Source organism: Psychrobacillus faecigallinarum (assembly GCF_014836595.1).
Classification (GTDB): Bacteria; Bacillota; Bacilli; order Bacillales_A; family Planococcaceae; genus Psychrobacillus; species Psychrobacillus faecigallinarum.
The window spans coordinates 38,217-55,618 of sequence record NZ_JACSQO010000015.1 but is presented as its reverse complement, the minus strand read 5'-3'; the positions used below and the strand labels follow the sequence as shown (position 1 = coordinate 55,618).

General features: G+C 35.8%; 21 protein-coding genes. 17 read left to right on the top strand and 4 right to left on the bottom strand.

Going from position 1 to position 17,402, the window contains the following annotated elements; genetic code table 11:
- Positions 1-518: 518 nt before the first annotated feature.
- The 10 genes from H9650_RS19495 to rsmI all read left to right on the top strand — a co-directional run bounded on the left by H9650_RS19495 (position 519) and on the right by rsmI (position 7,702).
- A complete protein-coding gene (locus H9650_RS19495; RefSeq protein ID WP_144541571.1) occupies positions 519-1,940 on the top strand; it encodes an aminotransferase class I/II-fold pyridoxal phosphate-dependent enzyme in 1,422 nt (473 codons plus the stop codon).
- A gap of 2 nt (positions 1,941-1,942) precedes the next feature.
- A complete protein-coding gene (tmk, locus tag H9650_RS19490) occupies positions 1,943-2,584 on the top strand; it encodes a dTMP kinase (protein ID WP_151111874.1) in 642 nt (213 codons plus the stop codon).
- Positions 2,585-2,633: 49 nt separating this feature from the next.
- Positions 2,634-2,963: a cyclic-di-AMP receptor gene (locus tag H9650_RS19485; RefSeq protein ID WP_142643831.1), complete on the top strand. Its 330-nt coding sequence runs from the start codon at positions 2,634-2,636 to the stop codon at positions 2,961-2,963.
- Between the two features lie 24 nt (positions 2,964-2,987).
- Positions 2,988-3,428 (top strand): YaaR family protein, encoded by a 441-nt coding sequence (locus tag H9650_RS19480; RefSeq protein WP_144541567.1) that lies wholly within the window; start codon positions 2,988-2,990, stop codon positions 3,426-3,428.
- A gap of 139 nt (positions 3,429-3,567) precedes the next feature.
- Positions 3,568-4,578 carry a DNA polymerase III subunit delta' gene (gene holB / locus H9650_RS19475; RefSeq protein WP_144541583.1) on the top strand — a complete coding sequence of 337 codons (1,011 nt, stop codon included), beginning with the start codon at positions 3,568-3,570 and terminating at the stop codon, positions 4,576-4,578.
- Positions 4,571-5,401, top strand: a complete 831-nt coding sequence (locus tag H9650_RS19470; protein WP_144541565.1) for a PSP1 domain-containing protein — start codon at positions 4,571-4,573, stop codon at positions 5,399-5,401. Before holB ends, H9650_RS19470 begins: the two co-directional genes overlap by 8 nt.
- Positions 5,402-5,410: 9 nt before the next feature.
- Positions 5,411-5,767 (top strand): DNA replication initiation control protein YabA, encoded by a 357-nt coding sequence (yabA, locus tag H9650_RS19465; RefSeq protein ID WP_144541563.1) that lies wholly within the window; start codon positions 5,411-5,413, stop codon positions 5,765-5,767.
- Positions 5,768-5,831: 64 nt separating this feature from the next.
- On the top strand, positions 5,832-6,578 hold the full coding sequence (locus H9650_RS19460; protein ID WP_144541561.1) for a tRNA1(Val) (adenine(37)-N6)-methyltransferase: 747 nt from the start codon (positions 5,832-5,834) through the stop codon (positions 6,576-6,578).
- Positions 6,565-6,822 (top strand): GIY-YIG nuclease family protein, encoded by a 258-nt coding sequence (locus H9650_RS19455; protein ID WP_144541559.1) that lies wholly within the window; start codon positions 6,565-6,567, stop codon positions 6,820-6,822. Before H9650_RS19460 ends, H9650_RS19455 begins: the two co-directional genes overlap by 14 nt.
- 4 nt (positions 6,823-6,826) lie before the next feature.
- The gene (rsmI, locus tag H9650_RS19450; protein WP_144541557.1) at positions 6,827-7,702 is read left to right on the top strand and encodes a 16S rRNA (cytidine(1402)-2'-O)-methyltransferase; all 876 of its coding nucleotides are present in this window, start codon (positions 6,827-6,829) and stop codon (positions 7,700-7,702) included.
- Between the two features lie 45 nt (positions 7,703-7,747).
- Here rsmI and H9650_RS19445 read toward each other — a convergent pair whose 3' ends face one another.
- Entirely contained in the window at positions 7,748-8,023 is a 276-nt protein-coding gene (locus tag H9650_RS19445) for an AbrB/MazE/SpoVT family DNA-binding domain-containing protein (RefSeq protein WP_144541581.1), read from the bottom strand.
- A gap of 333 nt (positions 8,024-8,356) precedes the next feature.
- Here H9650_RS19445 and metG point away from each other — a divergent pair, with 333 nt between their 5' ends.
- Positions 8,357-10,318 carry a methionine--tRNA ligase gene (metG, locus tag H9650_RS19440; protein ID WP_191697932.1) on the top strand — a complete coding sequence of 654 codons (1,962 nt, stop codon included), beginning with the start codon at positions 8,357-8,359 and terminating at the stop codon, positions 10,316-10,318.
- 409 nt (positions 10,319-10,727) lie between these two features.
- On the opposite strand, the gene H9650_RS19435 is transcribed toward metG, so the two are convergent.
- The 3 genes from H9650_RS19435 to H9650_RS19425 form a co-directional block, all read right to left on the bottom strand.
- Positions 10,728-10,943 carry a spore coat protein gene (locus tag H9650_RS19435; protein WP_225216180.1) on the bottom strand — a complete coding sequence of 72 codons (216 nt, stop codon included), beginning with the start codon at positions 10,941-10,943 and terminating at the stop codon, positions 10,728-10,730.
- 230 nt (positions 10,944-11,173) lie between these two features.
- Positions 11,174-11,596: a spore coat protein gene (locus H9650_RS19430; protein ID WP_144541553.1), complete on the bottom strand. Its 423-nt coding sequence runs from the start codon at positions 11,594-11,596 to the stop codon at positions 11,174-11,176.
- A gap of 30 nt (positions 11,597-11,626) precedes the next feature.
- On the bottom strand, positions 11,627-12,136 hold the full coding sequence (locus H9650_RS19425; RefSeq protein WP_144541551.1) for a spore coat protein: 510 nt from the start codon (positions 12,134-12,136) through the stop codon (positions 11,627-11,629).
- A 758-nt stretch (positions 12,137-12,894) separates the two neighbouring features.
- Here H9650_RS19425 and H9650_RS19420 point away from each other — a divergent pair.
- The 6 genes from H9650_RS19420 (at position 12,895) to H9650_RS19395 (ending at position 17,350) form a co-directional block, all read left to right on the top strand.
- A complete protein-coding gene (locus tag H9650_RS19420) occupies positions 12,895-13,665 on the top strand; it encodes a TatD family hydrolase (protein ID WP_144541549.1) in 771 nt (256 codons plus the stop codon).
- A gap of 120 nt (positions 13,666-13,785) precedes the next feature.
- The gene (locus tag H9650_RS19415; RefSeq protein ID WP_144541547.1) at positions 13,786-15,003 is read left to right on the top strand and encodes a G5 and 3D domain-containing protein; all 1,218 of its coding nucleotides are present in this window, start codon (positions 13,786-13,788) and stop codon (positions 15,001-15,003) included.
- 173 nt (positions 15,004-15,176) lie between these two features.
- Positions 15,177-15,743, top strand: coding sequence for a ribonuclease M5 (gene rnmV, locus H9650_RS19410; protein WP_154311967.1), 567 nt, complete (start codon positions 15,177-15,179; stop codon positions 15,741-15,743).
- Positions 15,740-16,621 (top strand): 16S rRNA (adenine(1518)-N(6)/adenine(1519)-N(6))-dimethyltransferase RsmA, encoded by an 882-nt coding sequence (gene rsmA / locus H9650_RS19405; protein WP_154311966.1) that lies wholly within the window; start codon positions 15,740-15,742, stop codon positions 16,619-16,621. The genes rnmV and rsmA overlap by 4 nt, the downstream gene beginning before the upstream one ends.
- Before the next feature lie 154 nt (positions 16,622-16,775).
- On the top strand, positions 16,776-17,039 hold the full coding sequence (veg, locus tag H9650_RS19400) for a biofilm formation stimulator Veg (protein WP_144541541.1): 264 nt from the start codon (positions 16,776-16,778) through the stop codon (positions 17,037-17,039).
- A gap of 134 nt (positions 17,040-17,173) precedes the next feature.
- Positions 17,174-17,350, top strand: a complete 177-nt coding sequence (locus H9650_RS19395; RefSeq protein WP_144541539.1) for a small, acid-soluble spore protein, alpha/beta type — start codon at positions 17,174-17,176, stop codon at positions 17,348-17,350.
- Positions 17,351-17,402: the final 52 nt, after the last annotated feature.

Here is a 17,402-nt window from a genome sequence, read left to right as displayed (position 1 = left end):
CACTGGAAAAAGTCGTTACCGAGAAATCGGTGACGGCTTTTTTGTTTGTTCTATAAAGAAATTAGAAGTGCCGAAGGCACTAACCATTTTGGAATATATAATTAGAGTAAGTATCTTTAAATACAGCCAGATAGATAAAATAACCAATTCTTTATAGAGTAAATGACACCTTCCTTTTATCTCATATGCATTAGTTAAATCATAAGCATTTCTTACATATGAAGTGTTCTATTACTATTAAATAGAAAATAAGCAAGTAAGACATGAATAAAGAAACAAGGATTATCCTCAAGACTCTTGTGGTCAAAGAGAGGACTCTCGCTCAAAAAAATTCTACTATTATCTTATAATCAAAGATCATTAAAAGTCATTAAAAGAAAATGACACCCTTCAAAAAATTTCCCGGAAAATAAATATATATTATAATATCCATCTTTTTAGGCCAAAAATAGGTTCAAAACATCTACTCCTATTTCATGTATAATAGAAAGATAATAAAATTTCGCGGGGTAAAAAAAATGCATGAAAAACGTCCATTAGTAGAAGCATTAGAAAAATTTCATAATCAAAAAAATATATCCTTTCATGTTCCTGGTCATAAACATGGACTCTTATCTAACCTTCCAGCTCCTATTAAAGGTGCACTGTCCTACGACTTGACCGAATTAAATGGTTTAGATGACTATCATCATCCTGAAGAAGCTATTAAAGAAGCAGAAGAATTACTGGCATCTACTTATGGAGCAAAAAAAAGCTATTTTCTTGTGAATGGAACAACAGTTGGAAACTTAGCGATGCTATATGCTACCTGTCAGTATGGAGAACAAATAATTGTTCAAAGAAACGCCCATAAGTCAATTTTTCATGCAATTGAATTAGTAGGCGTTGAACCAATCTTTGTCTCACCGGAATGGGATGATCGTACAAAAACAGCAACTTATGTATCGGCAGAATCTATTCAGATTGCCATAGAAGAGTTTCCACAGGCAAAAGGTGTAATACTTACTTACCCAAGCTATTATGGAATGGCTTCGGAGGAGATTAAAAAAATTATAGACTACTGCCATGCAAGAAACCTTCCAGTATTAGTGGATGAAGCACATGGTGCCCATTTCCTAGTTTACAAAGGGCTACCACAATCCGCTCTTCAATATGGTGCAGACATAGTTGTTCAATCGGCTCATAAGACATTGCCGGCTATGACGATGGGATCTTTTTTGCATATAAACTCTTCAATTATTGAAGCGCCCCGAGTAAATAAGTATTTAAGGATGCTTCAATCAAGCAGCCCATCCTATCTACTGATGGCTTCACTAGACGATGCTAGGAGCTATGTGCAAAGATACAATGAAATGGATTTCAAGCAGCTACTATATAAAAGAGAGCTATTTAAACAGGCATTACAATCGATTAAACGAGTGGAGATTATAGAGGTAGATGATCCATTGAAACTGTTAATGCGCGTGGGAGATTATTCTGGATTTCAAGTTCAAAAAGCGTTACAAGATCAGCACATTTACATTGAGCTTGCTGATACATATCAGGTTTTAATAATATTACCATTATTGAAAAAAGAGCAAGATTATCCTTTTGCAGAAGTAAGAAAGCGTATAAAAATGGCAGTAGATGAGCTTCAAAAAGAGGAGCCGATAGTTCCTAAGGAAATATCAAAAAGTTCTTTGAAAACAGTATCTACGATTGAAATGAATATAGGTTTGTTAAACTGTAAGCAAGGAGAATGGATTCCCTATGCTCGGTCAATAGGTAGAATTGCAAAAGGAATCATCATTCCATACCCCCCTGGTATTCCATTAGTTATACCAGGGGAAAAAATTACGATCTCTATGTTAACAGAGCTAGAAGATTGGATTGATAAAGGTGCTTTCTTTCAAGGAGAGCATAGGCTTGCAGAAAAGCTAATATATGTAGTGGAGGATTAATAGTGCAGAAAAAAGGGTATTTTATATCAAGTGAAGGTCCTGAAGGTGCAGGGAAAACAACTGTTATGCAATTACTTGGGGAAAGATTAGTGAAAGAGGGCTACGATGTTGTCATGACAAGAGAGCCTGGAGGTATTAAAATCTCCGAGAAAATTCGTAGCATAATTTTAGATAACGAGCATACAATGATGGATAGCCGCACGGAAGCTTTGTTATATGCAGCGGCTAGAAGACAGCATCTAGTGGAAAAAATTCAACCTTCCCTAGAGGCAGGAAAAATTGTTATTTGTGATCGTTTTATCGATAGCTCACTTGCATATCAAGGCTATGCAAGAGGAATTGGAGTAGAGGAGATATTATCTATTAACCAATTTGCAATTGGACAAACGATGCCAGACAAGACGCTTCTATTTGATATTGAGCCGAGTCTTGGACTGAAGCGAATTAATGCTCACAGCACCAGAGAGAAAAATAGATTAGACGTGGAAAGTCTTTATTTCCATCAAAAAGTGAGAGAAGGGTACCTATCATTAGTGGAACAATATCCTGAGAGAATACAAGTGATAGATGCCTCTAAATCATTGGAAGAGGTGTTGGAAGAGGCTTATAAAATGGTAAAAATGGAATTAGGAATTTTTAGGTAATAAATGCTATAATAAAATAAACAGAAAATAAAAGTAGGAGTGAGTAGCGATGAAATTAATAGTAGCTGTAGTGCAGGACCAAGATAGTAATAGATTATCGAATGCGTTAACGAAAGCAAAGTTTCGAGCGACAAAACTTGCTAGTACAGGTGGATTTTTAAGATCTGGGAATACTACATTTTTAATCGGTACAGATGACTCCTTGGTATCTTCTGCGTTAGAACTAATAAGAGATAATTGTCGTGCCCGGGAGCAGATGGTTGCTCCGGTTTCTCCTATGGGAGGAAACGCAGACTCATATATACCGTATCCGGTTGAAGTAGAGGTCGGTGGAGCAACGGTATTCGTACTCCCAATTGAACAATTCCATCATTTTTAATAATGAAGGAAAGGACAGAAAACGTTGAAAATTAATCAAGATTTACGAGTAGGGATAGATAAAATACGTAAAGATTCTATACAGAATAATACGAATTCGGCAAAATTTGGGCAAATGGTAACGAAGCATGACCAAAGAATGCAAACTGAAGCTCTGACAAAACTGTTAGGTGATATTACAACAGCTGGTGATCGTCTAGCTCGGTCAAGAAACCTACGTGATATGGCAAAGTTTAAAATGTTAATTAAAAAGTTTTTGGAAGAAGCAGTAGATTTCGGTATGGGGCTAAAACAGTCTCATACGTGGAATAGATTTGGTGAAGGTAGAAAGCTAAAAATAGTAGAGACAATAGATGAGAAATTAGTAGAGCTAGCGGAAGAAATTCTAAGCCAAGAAAAGAGTTCCATTGAATTGTTGGATAAAATAGGTGAAATTAAAGGCTTACTTATTAATTTGTATACGTAGAAGCTCCCGTGTTTTCGCACAAAGCGAGACACGGGATTTTTTAGAAGATAAGATAGTATATGCTTTTTTGCAATTTATTTATTCGGTGTCTAGCTTCAGGAGCTTACGTTTTTATGAGAAAGGTGGAACAAAATTGAGCATGGTAGAGGAATGGTCAATACAAAACATAGAAAGAATGCAACCAGTAGCTATAAAACATATTCAATCTATTGTAGCTAAAAATCGTATTGGACATGCTTATATAATTGAAGGGGCCAAGGGTACAGGAAAAACAAAGGTCATGCAGTTTTTTGTACAGCTGATGTTTTGCGAGAATTCGACAGGAAATGTTCCATGTGAAACATGTCGAAGCTGTAAAAGGCTAAAATCGCATAATCATTTAAATCTAAGTCAGATAGAGCCAGATGGACAAAATATAAAAAGAAATCAAATAGATGATCTGATACATGAGATGAGTAAAACCTCTTTAGAAAGCGGAAGAAAAGTTTATGTGATACATGAAGCAGACCGATTAAACATTAGTTCCTCTAATACGCTGCTAAAATTTTTAGAGGAGCCACAAAGTGAGATTACAGCAATTTTATTGACAGATAAGATGCATGCATTGCTTCCAACTATACGTTCAAGATGTCAGCATATCGGCTTGGCTACTATGCCTCAATCGATATTAAAGCAGAAGTTAATAGAGGAAGGAATCACAGATTCTATGGCTTCCACTGTAAGTAGAATGACGAATGAGGTAGAAGAAGGTCTAAATTTAGCGAAAGACGAGCAATTTGGACTTGCAAGGAAATCAGTGTTAAAATTGGTGGAAGCAAGTGAAAAAAGTGTTCAAGATGCATTAATGTGTATTCAAGAAGATTTTGGCCCACTTCTAAAAGAAAAGGAACAAGCAGAACAAGTATTAGATTTACTACTATTTGCTTATCGTGATATAGTAGCTATAAAAGCAACTCCACTCGCAGTTTGTACTTATCCAGATATGATTTCTTTTTGGAAACAGGTAGCATTGTATAAGACATACGAGCAATTGTCTAAACAGTTAGAACTAATTTTAGATGCAAAACAGAATTTGCATAGGAATATGAACCGGACACTGATGATGGAGCAGCTAATGCTTAACCTGCAGGAGGGGTATAGTTTTGTATAAAGTTGTAGGAGTCCGCTTTAAAAAAGCGGGTAAAATATATTATTTTGATCCAGTGGATTATGCTTTAGAAAAGGATGATTATGTCATCGTAGAAACTGCTCGCGGGGTAGAGTACGGAAAAGTTGTGGTACCTATTAAGCAAGTAGGAGAAAATGATGTAGTTTTACCTTTAAAACAAGTAGTACGCCCTTCCACAGAAAAGGATCGAATCCAGGTGGAAGAAAATCGTTTAGAATCAGCTCAGGCATTAGCTCTGGGGACTGAAAAGATACTACAAAGAGAATTAGAGATGAAGCTTGTTGATGTTGAATATACATTCGATCGCAACAAAATAATCTTCTATTTTACAGCTGAAGGACGAGTAGATTTTCGTGATTTAGTAAAAGATCTTGCTTCAGTCTTCAGAACACGAATTGAACTTCGACAAATTGGAGTTCGAGATGAAGCTAAAATGTTAGGCGGCATAGGGCCTTGTGGAAGAATGCTCTGCTGTTCAACCTTTCTAGGAGATTTCGAACCAGTGTCTATTAAGATGGCAAAGGATCAAAATCTATCTCTAAATCCATCTAAAATTTCAGGTTTATGCGGCCGCTTAATGTGTTGCTTAAAGTATGAAAATGATGAATACGAGACGGCAAGAGAGCAAATGCCTGACATTGGTGATAGAATTGAGACACCAGATGGATATGGAAAAGTTGTCAGTATGAATATTTTAGAAAGAATTTTACGTATTGAGTTGGGCGATCCTTTACGTGTGTTAGATTATACGTTAGATGAGATTGTAAACTATGCTAAAAACCCAGTTCAGTGGACGGGGCAATGAGGTGAATAGGTGATGGACCGTAATTTTTTGGATACAATTATAGAATTTGAAAAACAATTAGAGTCCACGCAACTCCAGTTTCGCGCGTTGAAAGAGTTTGTAGCGATTATGATAGAAGAACGACAAGCGTTACAAGAAGAAAATAATCATTTAAGACAAAGGCTAGATGAGATACATGAAAAAGAAGCAATGGACGAAAAGATACGAGAAAATCGATTGAACAAAGCTGATATAGGAGAAGGCTATGATAACTTAGCTAGGCTATATCAGGAAGGGTACCATGTATGTCATGTTCACTTTGGAAGTCCTCGTAAGGAGGAAGATTGTTTATTTTGCTTATCTTTTTTAAATAAACAAAATGTCTAATCAATTGACTGATGCCACTCCATAAGGTGGATGTCAGTCTTTTGTTTTTATGGAGGTAGGATTTATGGAACAATGGCTCAAGGATGATGAAAGGCTAGATTATTTATTGGCAGAGGAATTACGAATCATACAAAGCCCTTCTGTTTTCTCCTTTTCCTTGGATGCAGTATTACTGGCTAGATTTACATACGTGCCGATTAAAAGGGGAAAAATAGTTGATTTGTGTACAGGGAATGGTGCAATCCCTCTATTCCTAAGTGCTCGGTCAAAGTCAGAAATAATAGGTATTGAGTTGCAAGAAAGGTTAGCTGATATGGCAACTAGAAGTACCAAATACAACCAACTAACCGATCAAATTCGTATTATACAGGATAATGTTATTGGTATCGCAGGAAAATTAGGTTCAGAGAAATACGATGTGGTTACCTGTAATCCCCCTTACTTTCCTGCTCATGAAGCAAGTGAAAAAAACCTAAAGGAACATTTGGCCATTGCTAGGCATGAAATTCATCTAACCTTGGAAGAGGCTGTGCAATCTGCGAGTGAGCTACTAAAGCAGGGCGGAAAAGCAGCATTTGTACATCGACCAGGTAGATTGTTGGACATTGTTACTGCAATGAGGGCCAATCGGTTAGAACCAAAACGTATTCGCTTTGTGTATCCAAAAAAGGGGAAGGAAGCAAATACATTATTAATAGAAGGAATAAAGGACGGTAAGCCTGATTTGAAGATTCTTCCTCCTCTATATGTGTACGAAGATGATGGAAAGTACACAGATGAAATAAAAGAGATGCTCTATGGAGACAAATAAAATTCATACCTTTTATGTATTACAATGTAGAGACGGTTCCTATTATGCCGGTTATACGAATGATTTAACGAAGCGGATTAAAACTCATAATGAGGGAAAAGGAGCCAAATACACACGAGCAAGAATTCCAGTTCAGTGCGTATATAAGGAAACCTTTGATACAAAGCAAGAGGCTATGCAGGCGGAGTATGCTTTTAAACAGTTAACTAGAAAGCAAAAAATAGCCTATATGAGAGGAGAGTAAGGAAATGAAATCACAAAAATCTACTGAGCACGAACAGAGTAGCTGTTTGTATTTAGTGGCAACGCCAATTGGCAATTTAGAAGATATGACTATGCGGGCTATTCGTATTTTGAAAGAGGTAGATTACATAGCAGCAGAGGACACAAGAAACTCAAAAAAACTGTGCAATTATTTTGAGATATCTACCCCTTTAATGAGTTATCATGACCATAACCAACAAGTTGGCGGAGAAAAAATATTAGAAATACTGAGAGAAGGAAAACAAGTAGCTTTAGTCAGTGATGCTGGTTTACCTTGTATCTCAGATCCAGGAGCAGATATAGCAGCAAAAGCTATAGATGAAGGATTTGCGGTCGTCCCGGTGCCAGGAGCTAACGCTGCATTGAGTGCACTAATAGCTTCAGGTATGTCAACTCAGCCATTCTTTTTTTATGGATTTCTTAGCAGAAATAAAAAGGAACGAAAAAAAGAAATTACATTGCTTCAAAAGAGACAAGAGACGATACTATTGTATGAAGCTCCACATCGCCTGAAGGATACATTAAAAGATATACAAGCGATCATGGAAGGATCACGTCGCATTGTGTTAGCTAGAGAACTTACCAAAAAGTTTGAGGAATTTTTAAGAGGAACAGTAGAGGAAGCATTAGAATGGGCAGAGTCTAATGAAATTCGTGGTGAATTTTGCATTGTGCTAGAAGGCAATGATACAGAAGAAGTACTAGAAGAAGAGGCATGGTGGATTAATTTAAGTATTGAGGAACACGTGGAACATTTAATGAATGAAAAACAATTAAAATCGAAAGAAGCTATTAAAGAGGTGGCTATTCAAAGAGGACTATCTAAAAGAGAAGTTTATCAAAGCTATCACGTAACATAATAAAACATCCGCCATAAGTTATGAACGGATGTTTTAATTAAGTAATTATTTTAAGCTGCTTTGAATTTCTTTGATTAACTGTTCTGCACCTTCTGGGCTAAGAATCAGTTTACCACCAACAAGACGAAGGTTTTCATCTGATACTTCACCAGTAACTGCACAAGTCATATTTGGCATATATTTTTTTAAGATGATTTTATCATCGTCAACATATATTTCAAGCGCATCTTTTTCAGCTATACCTAGTGTACGACGAAGTTCGATAGGAATAACTACGCGTCCTAATTCATCAACTTTACGAACAATACCTGTAGATTTCATTATTAAAGTTTCTCCTCTCAAGAGTGTATATTTTTCGCCAAAATTCGACATTAACCTCTTTTATGTACTTAATCATACCAAGTACTACCATATTGGTCAATAATTATTCTTCTGTTTTCATTAGATTTGATGATAAAAATATGACTACGCTTACATAATATTCCTCTAAAAAAGATGAATTATATCATTCTTAGGAATAATATTGATATTTTTGGAAATAATATGTGGAATAAATATAATTCGACAAAAATGCTTAGATGAATAGATTGAAACCCATAACCCATTTAGATAAAATGAATATTATAGAAGATTCAGCATTGGAGGCAGCAATCATTGAATGCACAAGACAAAACTTTTTATATAACGACACCAATTTACTATCCGAGTGGTAAATTCCATATTGGAACGGCTTATACAACTGTAGCTTCCGATGCAATGGCAAGATATAAACGCTTACGAGGTTATGATGTACGTTTCTTAACAGGTATGGACGAGCATGGACAGAAGATACAGGAAAAAGCCCAGGAAGCTGGAATGGAACCACAAGCTTACGTAGATGAAATTGCGGAAGCTTCTAAGAAAACATGGGCGACTATGAATATATCTTACGATGACTTTATTCAAACTACGGAAAAACGCCATACTCAAGCAGTAGAGAAAATTTTTAAAAAGTTCCTAGATAACGGAGATATTTATAAAGGTGAATATGAGGGTTTATATTGTACTCCTTGTGAATCTTTTTTCACAGAAACTCAATTAGTTGAAGGAAACTGTCCTGATTGTGGTAGACCTGTTCATAAAGTAAAGGAAGAATCCTATTTCTTTAATATGAAGAAGTATGCTGATCGCTTGCTAGATTACTACGAAAATAATGTGGAATTTATCGAGCCAGAGTCTAGAAAAAATGAAATGATTAATAATTTCATCAAGCCAGGCCTAGAGGACCTGTCAGTCTCCAGGACTTCCTTTGATTGGGGAATCCATGTTCCAGGGGATGCGAAGCATGTTATTTACGTATGGGTGGATGCTTTAACTAATTATATTACTTCACTAGGTTATATGTCAGATGATGATTCTCTATTCAAAAAGTACTGGCCTGCAGATGTACATGTAGTAGGGAAGGATATTGTACGTTTCCATACAATCTATTGGCCAATATTCTTAATGGCCTTAGACTTACCTCTACCTAAAAAGGTTTTCGCACATGGGTTTATCATGATGAAGGACGGTAAGATGTCTAAATCTAAAGGAAACGTTGTATACCCAGAGATGCTAGTAGAGAAATATGGCTTAGACGCTACTCGCTATTTCTTACTTCGTGAGCTTCCATTTGGTCAAGATGGTGTATTCTCTCCAGAATCCTTTGTAGAACGTACAAATTTTGACCTTGCAAACGACTTAGGGAATCTATTGAATAGAACAGTTTCTATGATTAATAAGTATTTTGGTGGTCAGATTCCTGTAAACCAAGGCGAACCTACTGAATTTGATAGTACATTACAACAATTTGCTAAAGAAGCAATTGAAAAATATGAATCAAATATGGAGAAAATGCAATTTAGTATTGTATTGGGAGAGCTTTGGTCTCTAGTATCTCGCACTAACAAATATATTGATGAGACACAACCATGGGTGCTTGCAAAGGATGAGGCTACTAAAGCGCAGCTAGCTAGTGTCATGACTAACCTAGCAGAAAGCCTTCGCCAAATAGCTACATTAATTCAACCATTTATGCCTAACAGCCCAAAAGAAATTATGGAGCAGCTGGGATTAACAGAAATGTATCTAGAATGGGATAAGTTAGGGAAATTTAATGTTATTCCTGAAGGTACACAAGTAATAAGTACAGGAGTACCGATTTTCCCTCGCTTAGACGTAGATGAGGAAGTTGCTTATATTCGTGAGAAAATGCGAGGTTCTGTTATGACTTCACAAGAAGAGGTGAAGGAAGAACCAGAAGAAGAGCAAACAGAGGAAATCTCAATTGACGATTTCTTTAAAGTTGATCTACGTGTAGCAACTGTTTTAGAATGTGAAGCAATCCCTAAAGCAGACAAGCTACTTAAATTACAATTAGATTTAGGTTATGAGAAGCGCCAAGTAGTATCTGGGATTGCAAAGCATTATAAGCCGGAGGAACTTATCGGTAAGAAGGTAATTGTAGTGGCTAATTTAAAACCAGTTAAACTTAGAGGAGAGCTATCTCAAGGTATGATTTTGGCTGGTGAAAAAGATGGATTTTTAACTCTAGCAACTGTAGATGAAAAATTAGAAAATGGTGCACAAGTAAAATAATTGATTATCCAAAAAACTGTCGCATGAGCGGCAGTTTTTTTGTACTAATAAAGAGAATTTTTACTTTGAAAGCTTCTCCTTGGTGAAAGGTGGAAAAGCTGTAGTGTCAATTGTGTAGCAGTATTCAAAAATAAAACGCCTTTGTTAAAGGCGCTTTAGTAAATATCTATTTGAGGTATTACCTTAAATATTAATTGTCAGTACAACTTGGACATTAATTGTTGAAACTGCAGGTGACGATTCCAGTGGGATGAGTGAGACAGAAAGCCTTCACAAACATGCGTGAGCTTGTAGTGATGGCTTATCCGCTCTCCCTACTTAAAAGCTTCCGCCTATAGCGGAAATCAAATATACGTTATTCTCTTCCATATTTCTTTAATATCGTTCTTCAGCGGAAATTGAATTTAATTCATTTAGCATCCTTTTTATGGGATGTTGGTTGATCAACAAATTGATCAACTTGCATGGTTAGTTCTTCCACAAGCTCTTTAAGTAACTGCTTTTGCTCTGTGGATAATTTTCCTTTAACATCATCTAGATTTACGCCATTTTTACGCAGTGTATCACTTACTATTAAATCAATGACCTTTTCAGGAATTGCATTTTTTTTAGGTAAATCGCTCACGTCCATCACTCCTTCTTGTAATATCATTTGTATTATTATATGCAACTATGAATTAAGAGGAGACGAGGGATGTTTTTCGTTTTCCAAACCTACTAATTTTTAGACTCATTAAAAATCTTAGCTGGAGGTTAAATAGAAAATATTTTAAACATATAATCGCTCGAATCCATTTTGAGCGTACTATAATTATATTTAAGTTTTTCTAGACTCTTCGATTTATTTCGAATTTATTATAGAATATCTAACCTAGCTACTAAAGCAAGAAGGATTTGAAGCATTGCCTGAATGTTCACTGCCAAGTCGGTATCAGTGGTTGTAACTGTTATATTTCTTGACCCCTCGACAATCGTTTTTTGAACGTTTCGTTGTTTAGTTTTTATAAATTGTTTCATATCTTGAGCAACTGCTCTAGCTTGATCTGTATCTCCTAGAGTAACGCTAATAACTGCTGCAATTGCAGCTTGAATTCCTAATTGTAACGACAAAGCTGCTTGGGTATCTGTTGTTTGAATTTCAACACCTTCTGAATCCCTTACAATAATCCATTCATATGATTGTTGCTTATTGGAAACGACTTGTTCTCCGTTTTGCTGAACATCCGCATTGTTATTTCTGGTGTCATTGCAATGATCTAATGCTCTCCATTTATTCATATTTTCACCTCTTTTCATTTTATATTAAATTTAAAGAACATCTAATCTAACTACTAATGAAACCAATACTTGTAGCATTGCCTGAATATTCACGGCCAAGTCTGTATCAGTAGTTACAATGTTAACGTCATTTGAGTTATCAATAATGATTTTTTGTCTATTGGTTTGTTCGTCATTAAATTGTTGAAAAATGTCATTTGCAACAGCTTGACCCTGATCAGAATCCCCAATTGCAATACTTACTACTAGAGCAATTGCAAGTTGTAAGCCTACTTGAAGGGATACCGATGCTTGAGTATCTGTTGTCTGAACAGTAATGTTGCATGAATCCTTAATCCAGATTAGTTCATCGGATTCTTGGTCTACAGATGAGACCTGATCAAAATCTTCTAAGACCGTTGCTTCACTAAAGTCATTATTATAATGCCAGTGATTCTTTTCCTGGGCGCTATCCTCAGAATTAAAGCCGTTACAACGTTGGCAGTTCCTTACTGGATAATTACTTTCGTAACTACAATGTTTACATTTCCAGTGACTCATATAAAATCTCCTTTCCTATTTACTAGCTTGGTTGTAAAAAATGCTTAATTTGCAACCTCACTTCTGTATCATATGAACAAGTTAATTACTGATATAGTTTTTTTGACTATCTAAAAAAACTATGTTTTTTTTAAAATGAATATCTATTTTTAGAAGAAATCTTAAAAGCACAGTAGGTGTGTTAAAAACCCAGATTTAATCTGACCTGAGGACTTCAATATACGGAGATAAACAGTTTGATTATGGTGGAAGGTATAAATGATTTAGGAATTTTGTGTATTAAAGTTGATCATGAAGGAATGCGTTATCAGGAGGAAATTAGATGAGAGATTGGACATTTTTATATCTATTAAATTAATGTCATTAATAAAGCAATATAAAATTATTCTCCAAAGAGTAGTTACCTATATAAAGCATAAAAACGAGTCATTATTAATGACAAATACCCTATTTATGGTATTGTTTTAAAGTTAATTAACACATTATTTAATCGAAATTTACCTAAAGAAAACCTTTCCTATTTAAAATTATTTAAGTCAATTTGGTTAATAATATTAAATCGATTAAGTTCCTAAAACATCTAAATAGTATTCGATAAATACTATTTTTAATTGAATATTTTTGGGAAACTTGTCATTTTATAAGGTAAAATTAATCAAAATAATTGAAAAAATGACTCATTTAATGTAAATGTAATAGTATTGTGATGATTGTAAACAAATAAAAAAGTAAAATGAAGCTCAGATAGGAGAATGAATATGCTAATAGATACACATGTCCATTTAAACGCAGACCAATATGACGAAGATCTTCAGGAAGTAATTCAAAGAGCCTTGGAGGCAAATGTGAACAAAATGGTCGTAATTGGTTTTGATCGTAAAACAATTGAACGTGCAATGGAGTTAGCAGAAAAATATCCGTTTATCTACGCAGTAATCGGCTGGCATCCCGTGGACGCAATCGATTGTACTGAGGATGATTTACAATGGATTGAAGAGTTATCTGCTCATAAAAAAGTAGTAGGTATTGGTGAAACAGGGCTAGATTATTATTGGGACAAGTCTCCAAAAGAAATTCAGCAGACTATCTTCCGCAAGCAAATACGTTTAGCACAAAAGGTAAACTTGCCAATCATCATACATAATCGCGAAGCAACAGAAGATGTAGTAAGAATTCTTAAGGAGGAGGAGGCTCATCTTACAGGTGGGATTATGCACTGCTTCGGTGGAAGTGTAGAAACAGCTAAACAATGTATTGATATGAACTTTATGATTTCACTTGGTGGGCCAGTAACATTTAAAAATGCCAAAAAGCCAAAAGAGGTGGCAACTGAAATTTCTTTAGATCATTTGTTAATCGAAACGGATGCTCCTTATTTGGCCCCACATCCACATAGAGGTAAAAGAAATGAACCGGCACTTGTTGCCCTAGTAGCGGAAGAAATTGCACGATTGAAGGGTATCTCGGTTGAAGAAGTAGCTGAAGCAACAACCCGTAATGCCAAGAGGTTTTTCCACATCGAAGACTAAAATTTATCTGCTTTTCAATTGGTATACGCACAGTTATGTAAAAATTGGTAAAAACCTAAAGTGTTGACAAGCTTAAAAGTACTCTATATAATCACACGAGTGAACAAGGAGGCGTTTTTCATGCAAGATAAAACCATGAAAAACCTGTTCTTTCATTCATTGAGGAGCAAGAAAACACTAGTAACGATAGCATCTTTACTATTGTTTTTTGCAGTAGTTTCGTTCGTTTTATACGAAGGAACAAAGAAAACTGTTGCTTTAACAGTTAACGGAGAACAACAAGAAATAACAACACATGCCAATACAGTTGGTGAGCTGCTAGATGAAAATAATCTAGTAATCACTAACGATGATTTTTTACATCCCTCAGTGAACACTTCAATCAAAAATAATTTAGAGATTGAGTGGGAGCAGGCAAGACAAATAGAAATTACGGTAGATGGTAAAATTCAAACTGTCCAGACTACTGATGATTTAGTTTCAGAAGTACTAGCAAAGGCAAATGTTCCATACACCGAACATGATGCGATTACCCCTGCTGCAGATGCAGAGGTGGGACCCGATAATCGAATTGCAATTGAGAAAGCATATGAAGTAACGCTTATAGATGGCAAGGAAGAGAAAAAATTATGGTCCACTTCGACTACGGTCGCTGACTTTTTAAAAAAACATAAGATTCCATTGAATGAATTGGACCGTGTAGAACAGAAAATGGATGAAATTATACTTCCTAATTCTGCAATACAAATAGTGAGAGTAGAAAAGGTCACCGATGTAGTTGAGGAAGAAACAAACTTTGCAGTAGTTACAAAGAAAGACGATTCTCTTCTAAAAGGAAAAGAAAAAGTAGTTGAAACAGGCGAAAAAGGATCTATTGCGCGCACTTATGAGGTTATTAAAGAAAACGGAGTGGAAGTTTCTCGTAACATAGTAAGTGAAAAGGTAACAAAAGAGCCTAAGAAAAAGGTTGTTTCTGTGGGAACTAAAGTGATGACTGCCAGTGCCAACGTATCGCGTGGTACTAATACCTCAGCAGCCCCATCTGGAGGAAGCGAGTTTTATGTTACAGCTACAGCATACACGGCTAGCTGTAATGGCTGTACAGGAGTAACTGCTACTGGTATTAACCTAAAAGCAAATCCAGACGTGAAAGTTGTGGCGGTAGATCCTAGTGTCATTCCACTTGGATCTAAGGTGTGGGTTGAAGGCTATGGTTATGCAATAGCTGGAGATACTGGTGGAGCTATAAAAGGAAACAAAATAGATCTATTTATGGCTTCCAAATCGCAAGCCTATGATTTTGGTCGCAAAAAAGTACGTGTAAAAGTTTTAAAATAATACAAATTGGAATGTAAGTGGTTAGCATAGTATGAATTATCGGGTGTACTATGTGCTAGCTTGCAATAACATATGTATATAAATTTTCCGTATAGCTTTCCCTCTCGTTGATAGGGAGAGCTTTTTTGCGTTATGATAGAGGCTAGCATAGAAGCAGAAAAGAGGGAAAATGCTTGCGTATAAAAGAAATTATTGTCGTAGAAGGAAAAGATGATACGACTGCTATAAAAAGAGCAGTAGATGCTGATACTATAGAAACCAATGGGTCAGCCATTTCTAAAGAGACACTAATGAAAATTCAGCATGCACAGGAAAAAAGAGGAGTCATAGTATTTACTGACCCAGATTATCCTGGAAGAAGAATTCGTGCAATTATAGAAGAGCAAATACCTGGTGTGAAGCACGCTTTTTTATCTAAGGAAAAAACGATAGCGAAAAACGGTAAGAGCCTGGGAATTGAACATGCCAAGGATGAAGATATTCAACAAGCTCTTAGTGATATTTATACCCCAAAAACTGACTCGGAAACTCATATTTCAATACCTTTAGAGGTGTTAATAGAAGGAAGGTTAATTGGGCACCCCAAAGCCAAGGAACGGAGAACAAGACTGGGTGAATTTTTAAAAATTGGCTATACCAATGGAAAGCAGCTACAAAAAAGGCTATCTATTTTTCAAATACACAGGGAGCAGCTTGAAGCAGCTATTCTGCAACTCGATTTGGAGGACAACAAAGAATGACACAAAAAGATATAGCGACCCCGGTTCGCACACAAGAGATACTTAAAAAATATGGATTTTCATTTAAGAAAAGCTTAGGGCAAAATTTCTTAATAGACCCTAATATTCTTAGAAATATTGTAAGTCATGCTAATTTAACGAAAGAATCAGCAGCTATTGAAATAGGACCTGGTATTGGTGCCTTAACAGAGCACTTGGCAAGAGAGGCAGGAAAAGTAGTTGCATTTGAGATAGACCAACGTCTTTTACCAGTCTTAGATGACACACTGTCACCATATAATAACGTAGAAATCATTCATGGGGATATTCTTGAAGCAAATGTGCTACAAATGTTTGAAGAGAGATTGTCTGATTATAAGGATGTCATGGTTGTAGCTAATTTGCCATACTATGTAACAACCCCTATTTTACTAAAGCTGTTAATGGATCGCTTACCTATTCGGGGAATGGTTGTGATGATGCAAAAGGAGGTGGCAGATCGAATTACCGCTTCACCGGGTACCAAAGCATACGGATCCTTATCAATTGCCATTCAATATTACATGAAAGCAGAAGTAGCGATGACTGTTCCAAAGGCAGTATTTATGCCACAGCCTAACGTTGATTCTGCGGTCATAAAGCTAACTCGCCATGAAACACCGCCAGTCCAAGTTATTGATGAGGACTTCTTGTTTAAAGTTTCAAGAGGCTCCTTTGTTCAACGCAGAAAAACGATTATTAATAACCTTCAATCTTCTCTGCCAAATGGCAAGGAAAAAAAGGAATTAATCGTGCAAGCGTTAGAAAAGGTGGGGGTTAACCCTACTCGCAGAGGAGAAACATTAAGTATTGAAGAATTTGGGCGATTGGCAGATGAACTATATCCTAATTTCCATTAAATTTACTTGTTACAATATTAGTAATGTTAATAAATAAAAGTATCCTAAACTAATAATAAAAACGTTGACAAGAGTATGCTTATGTTGATAAAATGTTTTGTTTGACAAAAAAATGGATATGTGTTAATATTGTAATCAGTGAGGTGTAAGCGGAATGCCAAAAACTTTAGCTGATATTAAAAAGTCATTAGATCATCATTTAGGGAAACGTTTGCAGTTAAAAGCAAACGGAGGACGTAAGAAGACAATCGAACGAGCAGGTGTACTAAGAGAAACATATCATGCTGTATTCGTAATCGATTTGGATCAAGATGAAAATTCTTTTGAACGTGTATCTTATAGTTATGCAGACATTTTGACAGAAGCAGTAGAAATCACTATTTATGACGAAGCAAATAATTCAATTGTAGTAAAATGATTGTTTAGAACTTTTATTTTTACATTTTTATATGACAAAAACTTCTTTCCTCATTCGATTGAATGGGAAGGGAGTTTTTTTCTTTATATCGGACATACTAATATTGCTAGTTGTTATTAGGAGGATTCACCAATATGGCTAGAAGAGGAATTATGTCTAAAGAATTAAAAGAAGAGATTGCAAAAGATCTTGGATTTTATGATGTAGTTAAAACTGAAGGCTGGGGTGGGATTAAATCCCGTGATGCAGGTAATATGGTGAAACGCGCAATTGAAATGGCTGAACAACAAATGAACAACCAAAGTAAATAAATCTTACCGAGCACGATATCCAAAAATAACGTACAACTAGCAAAGAAAAGGC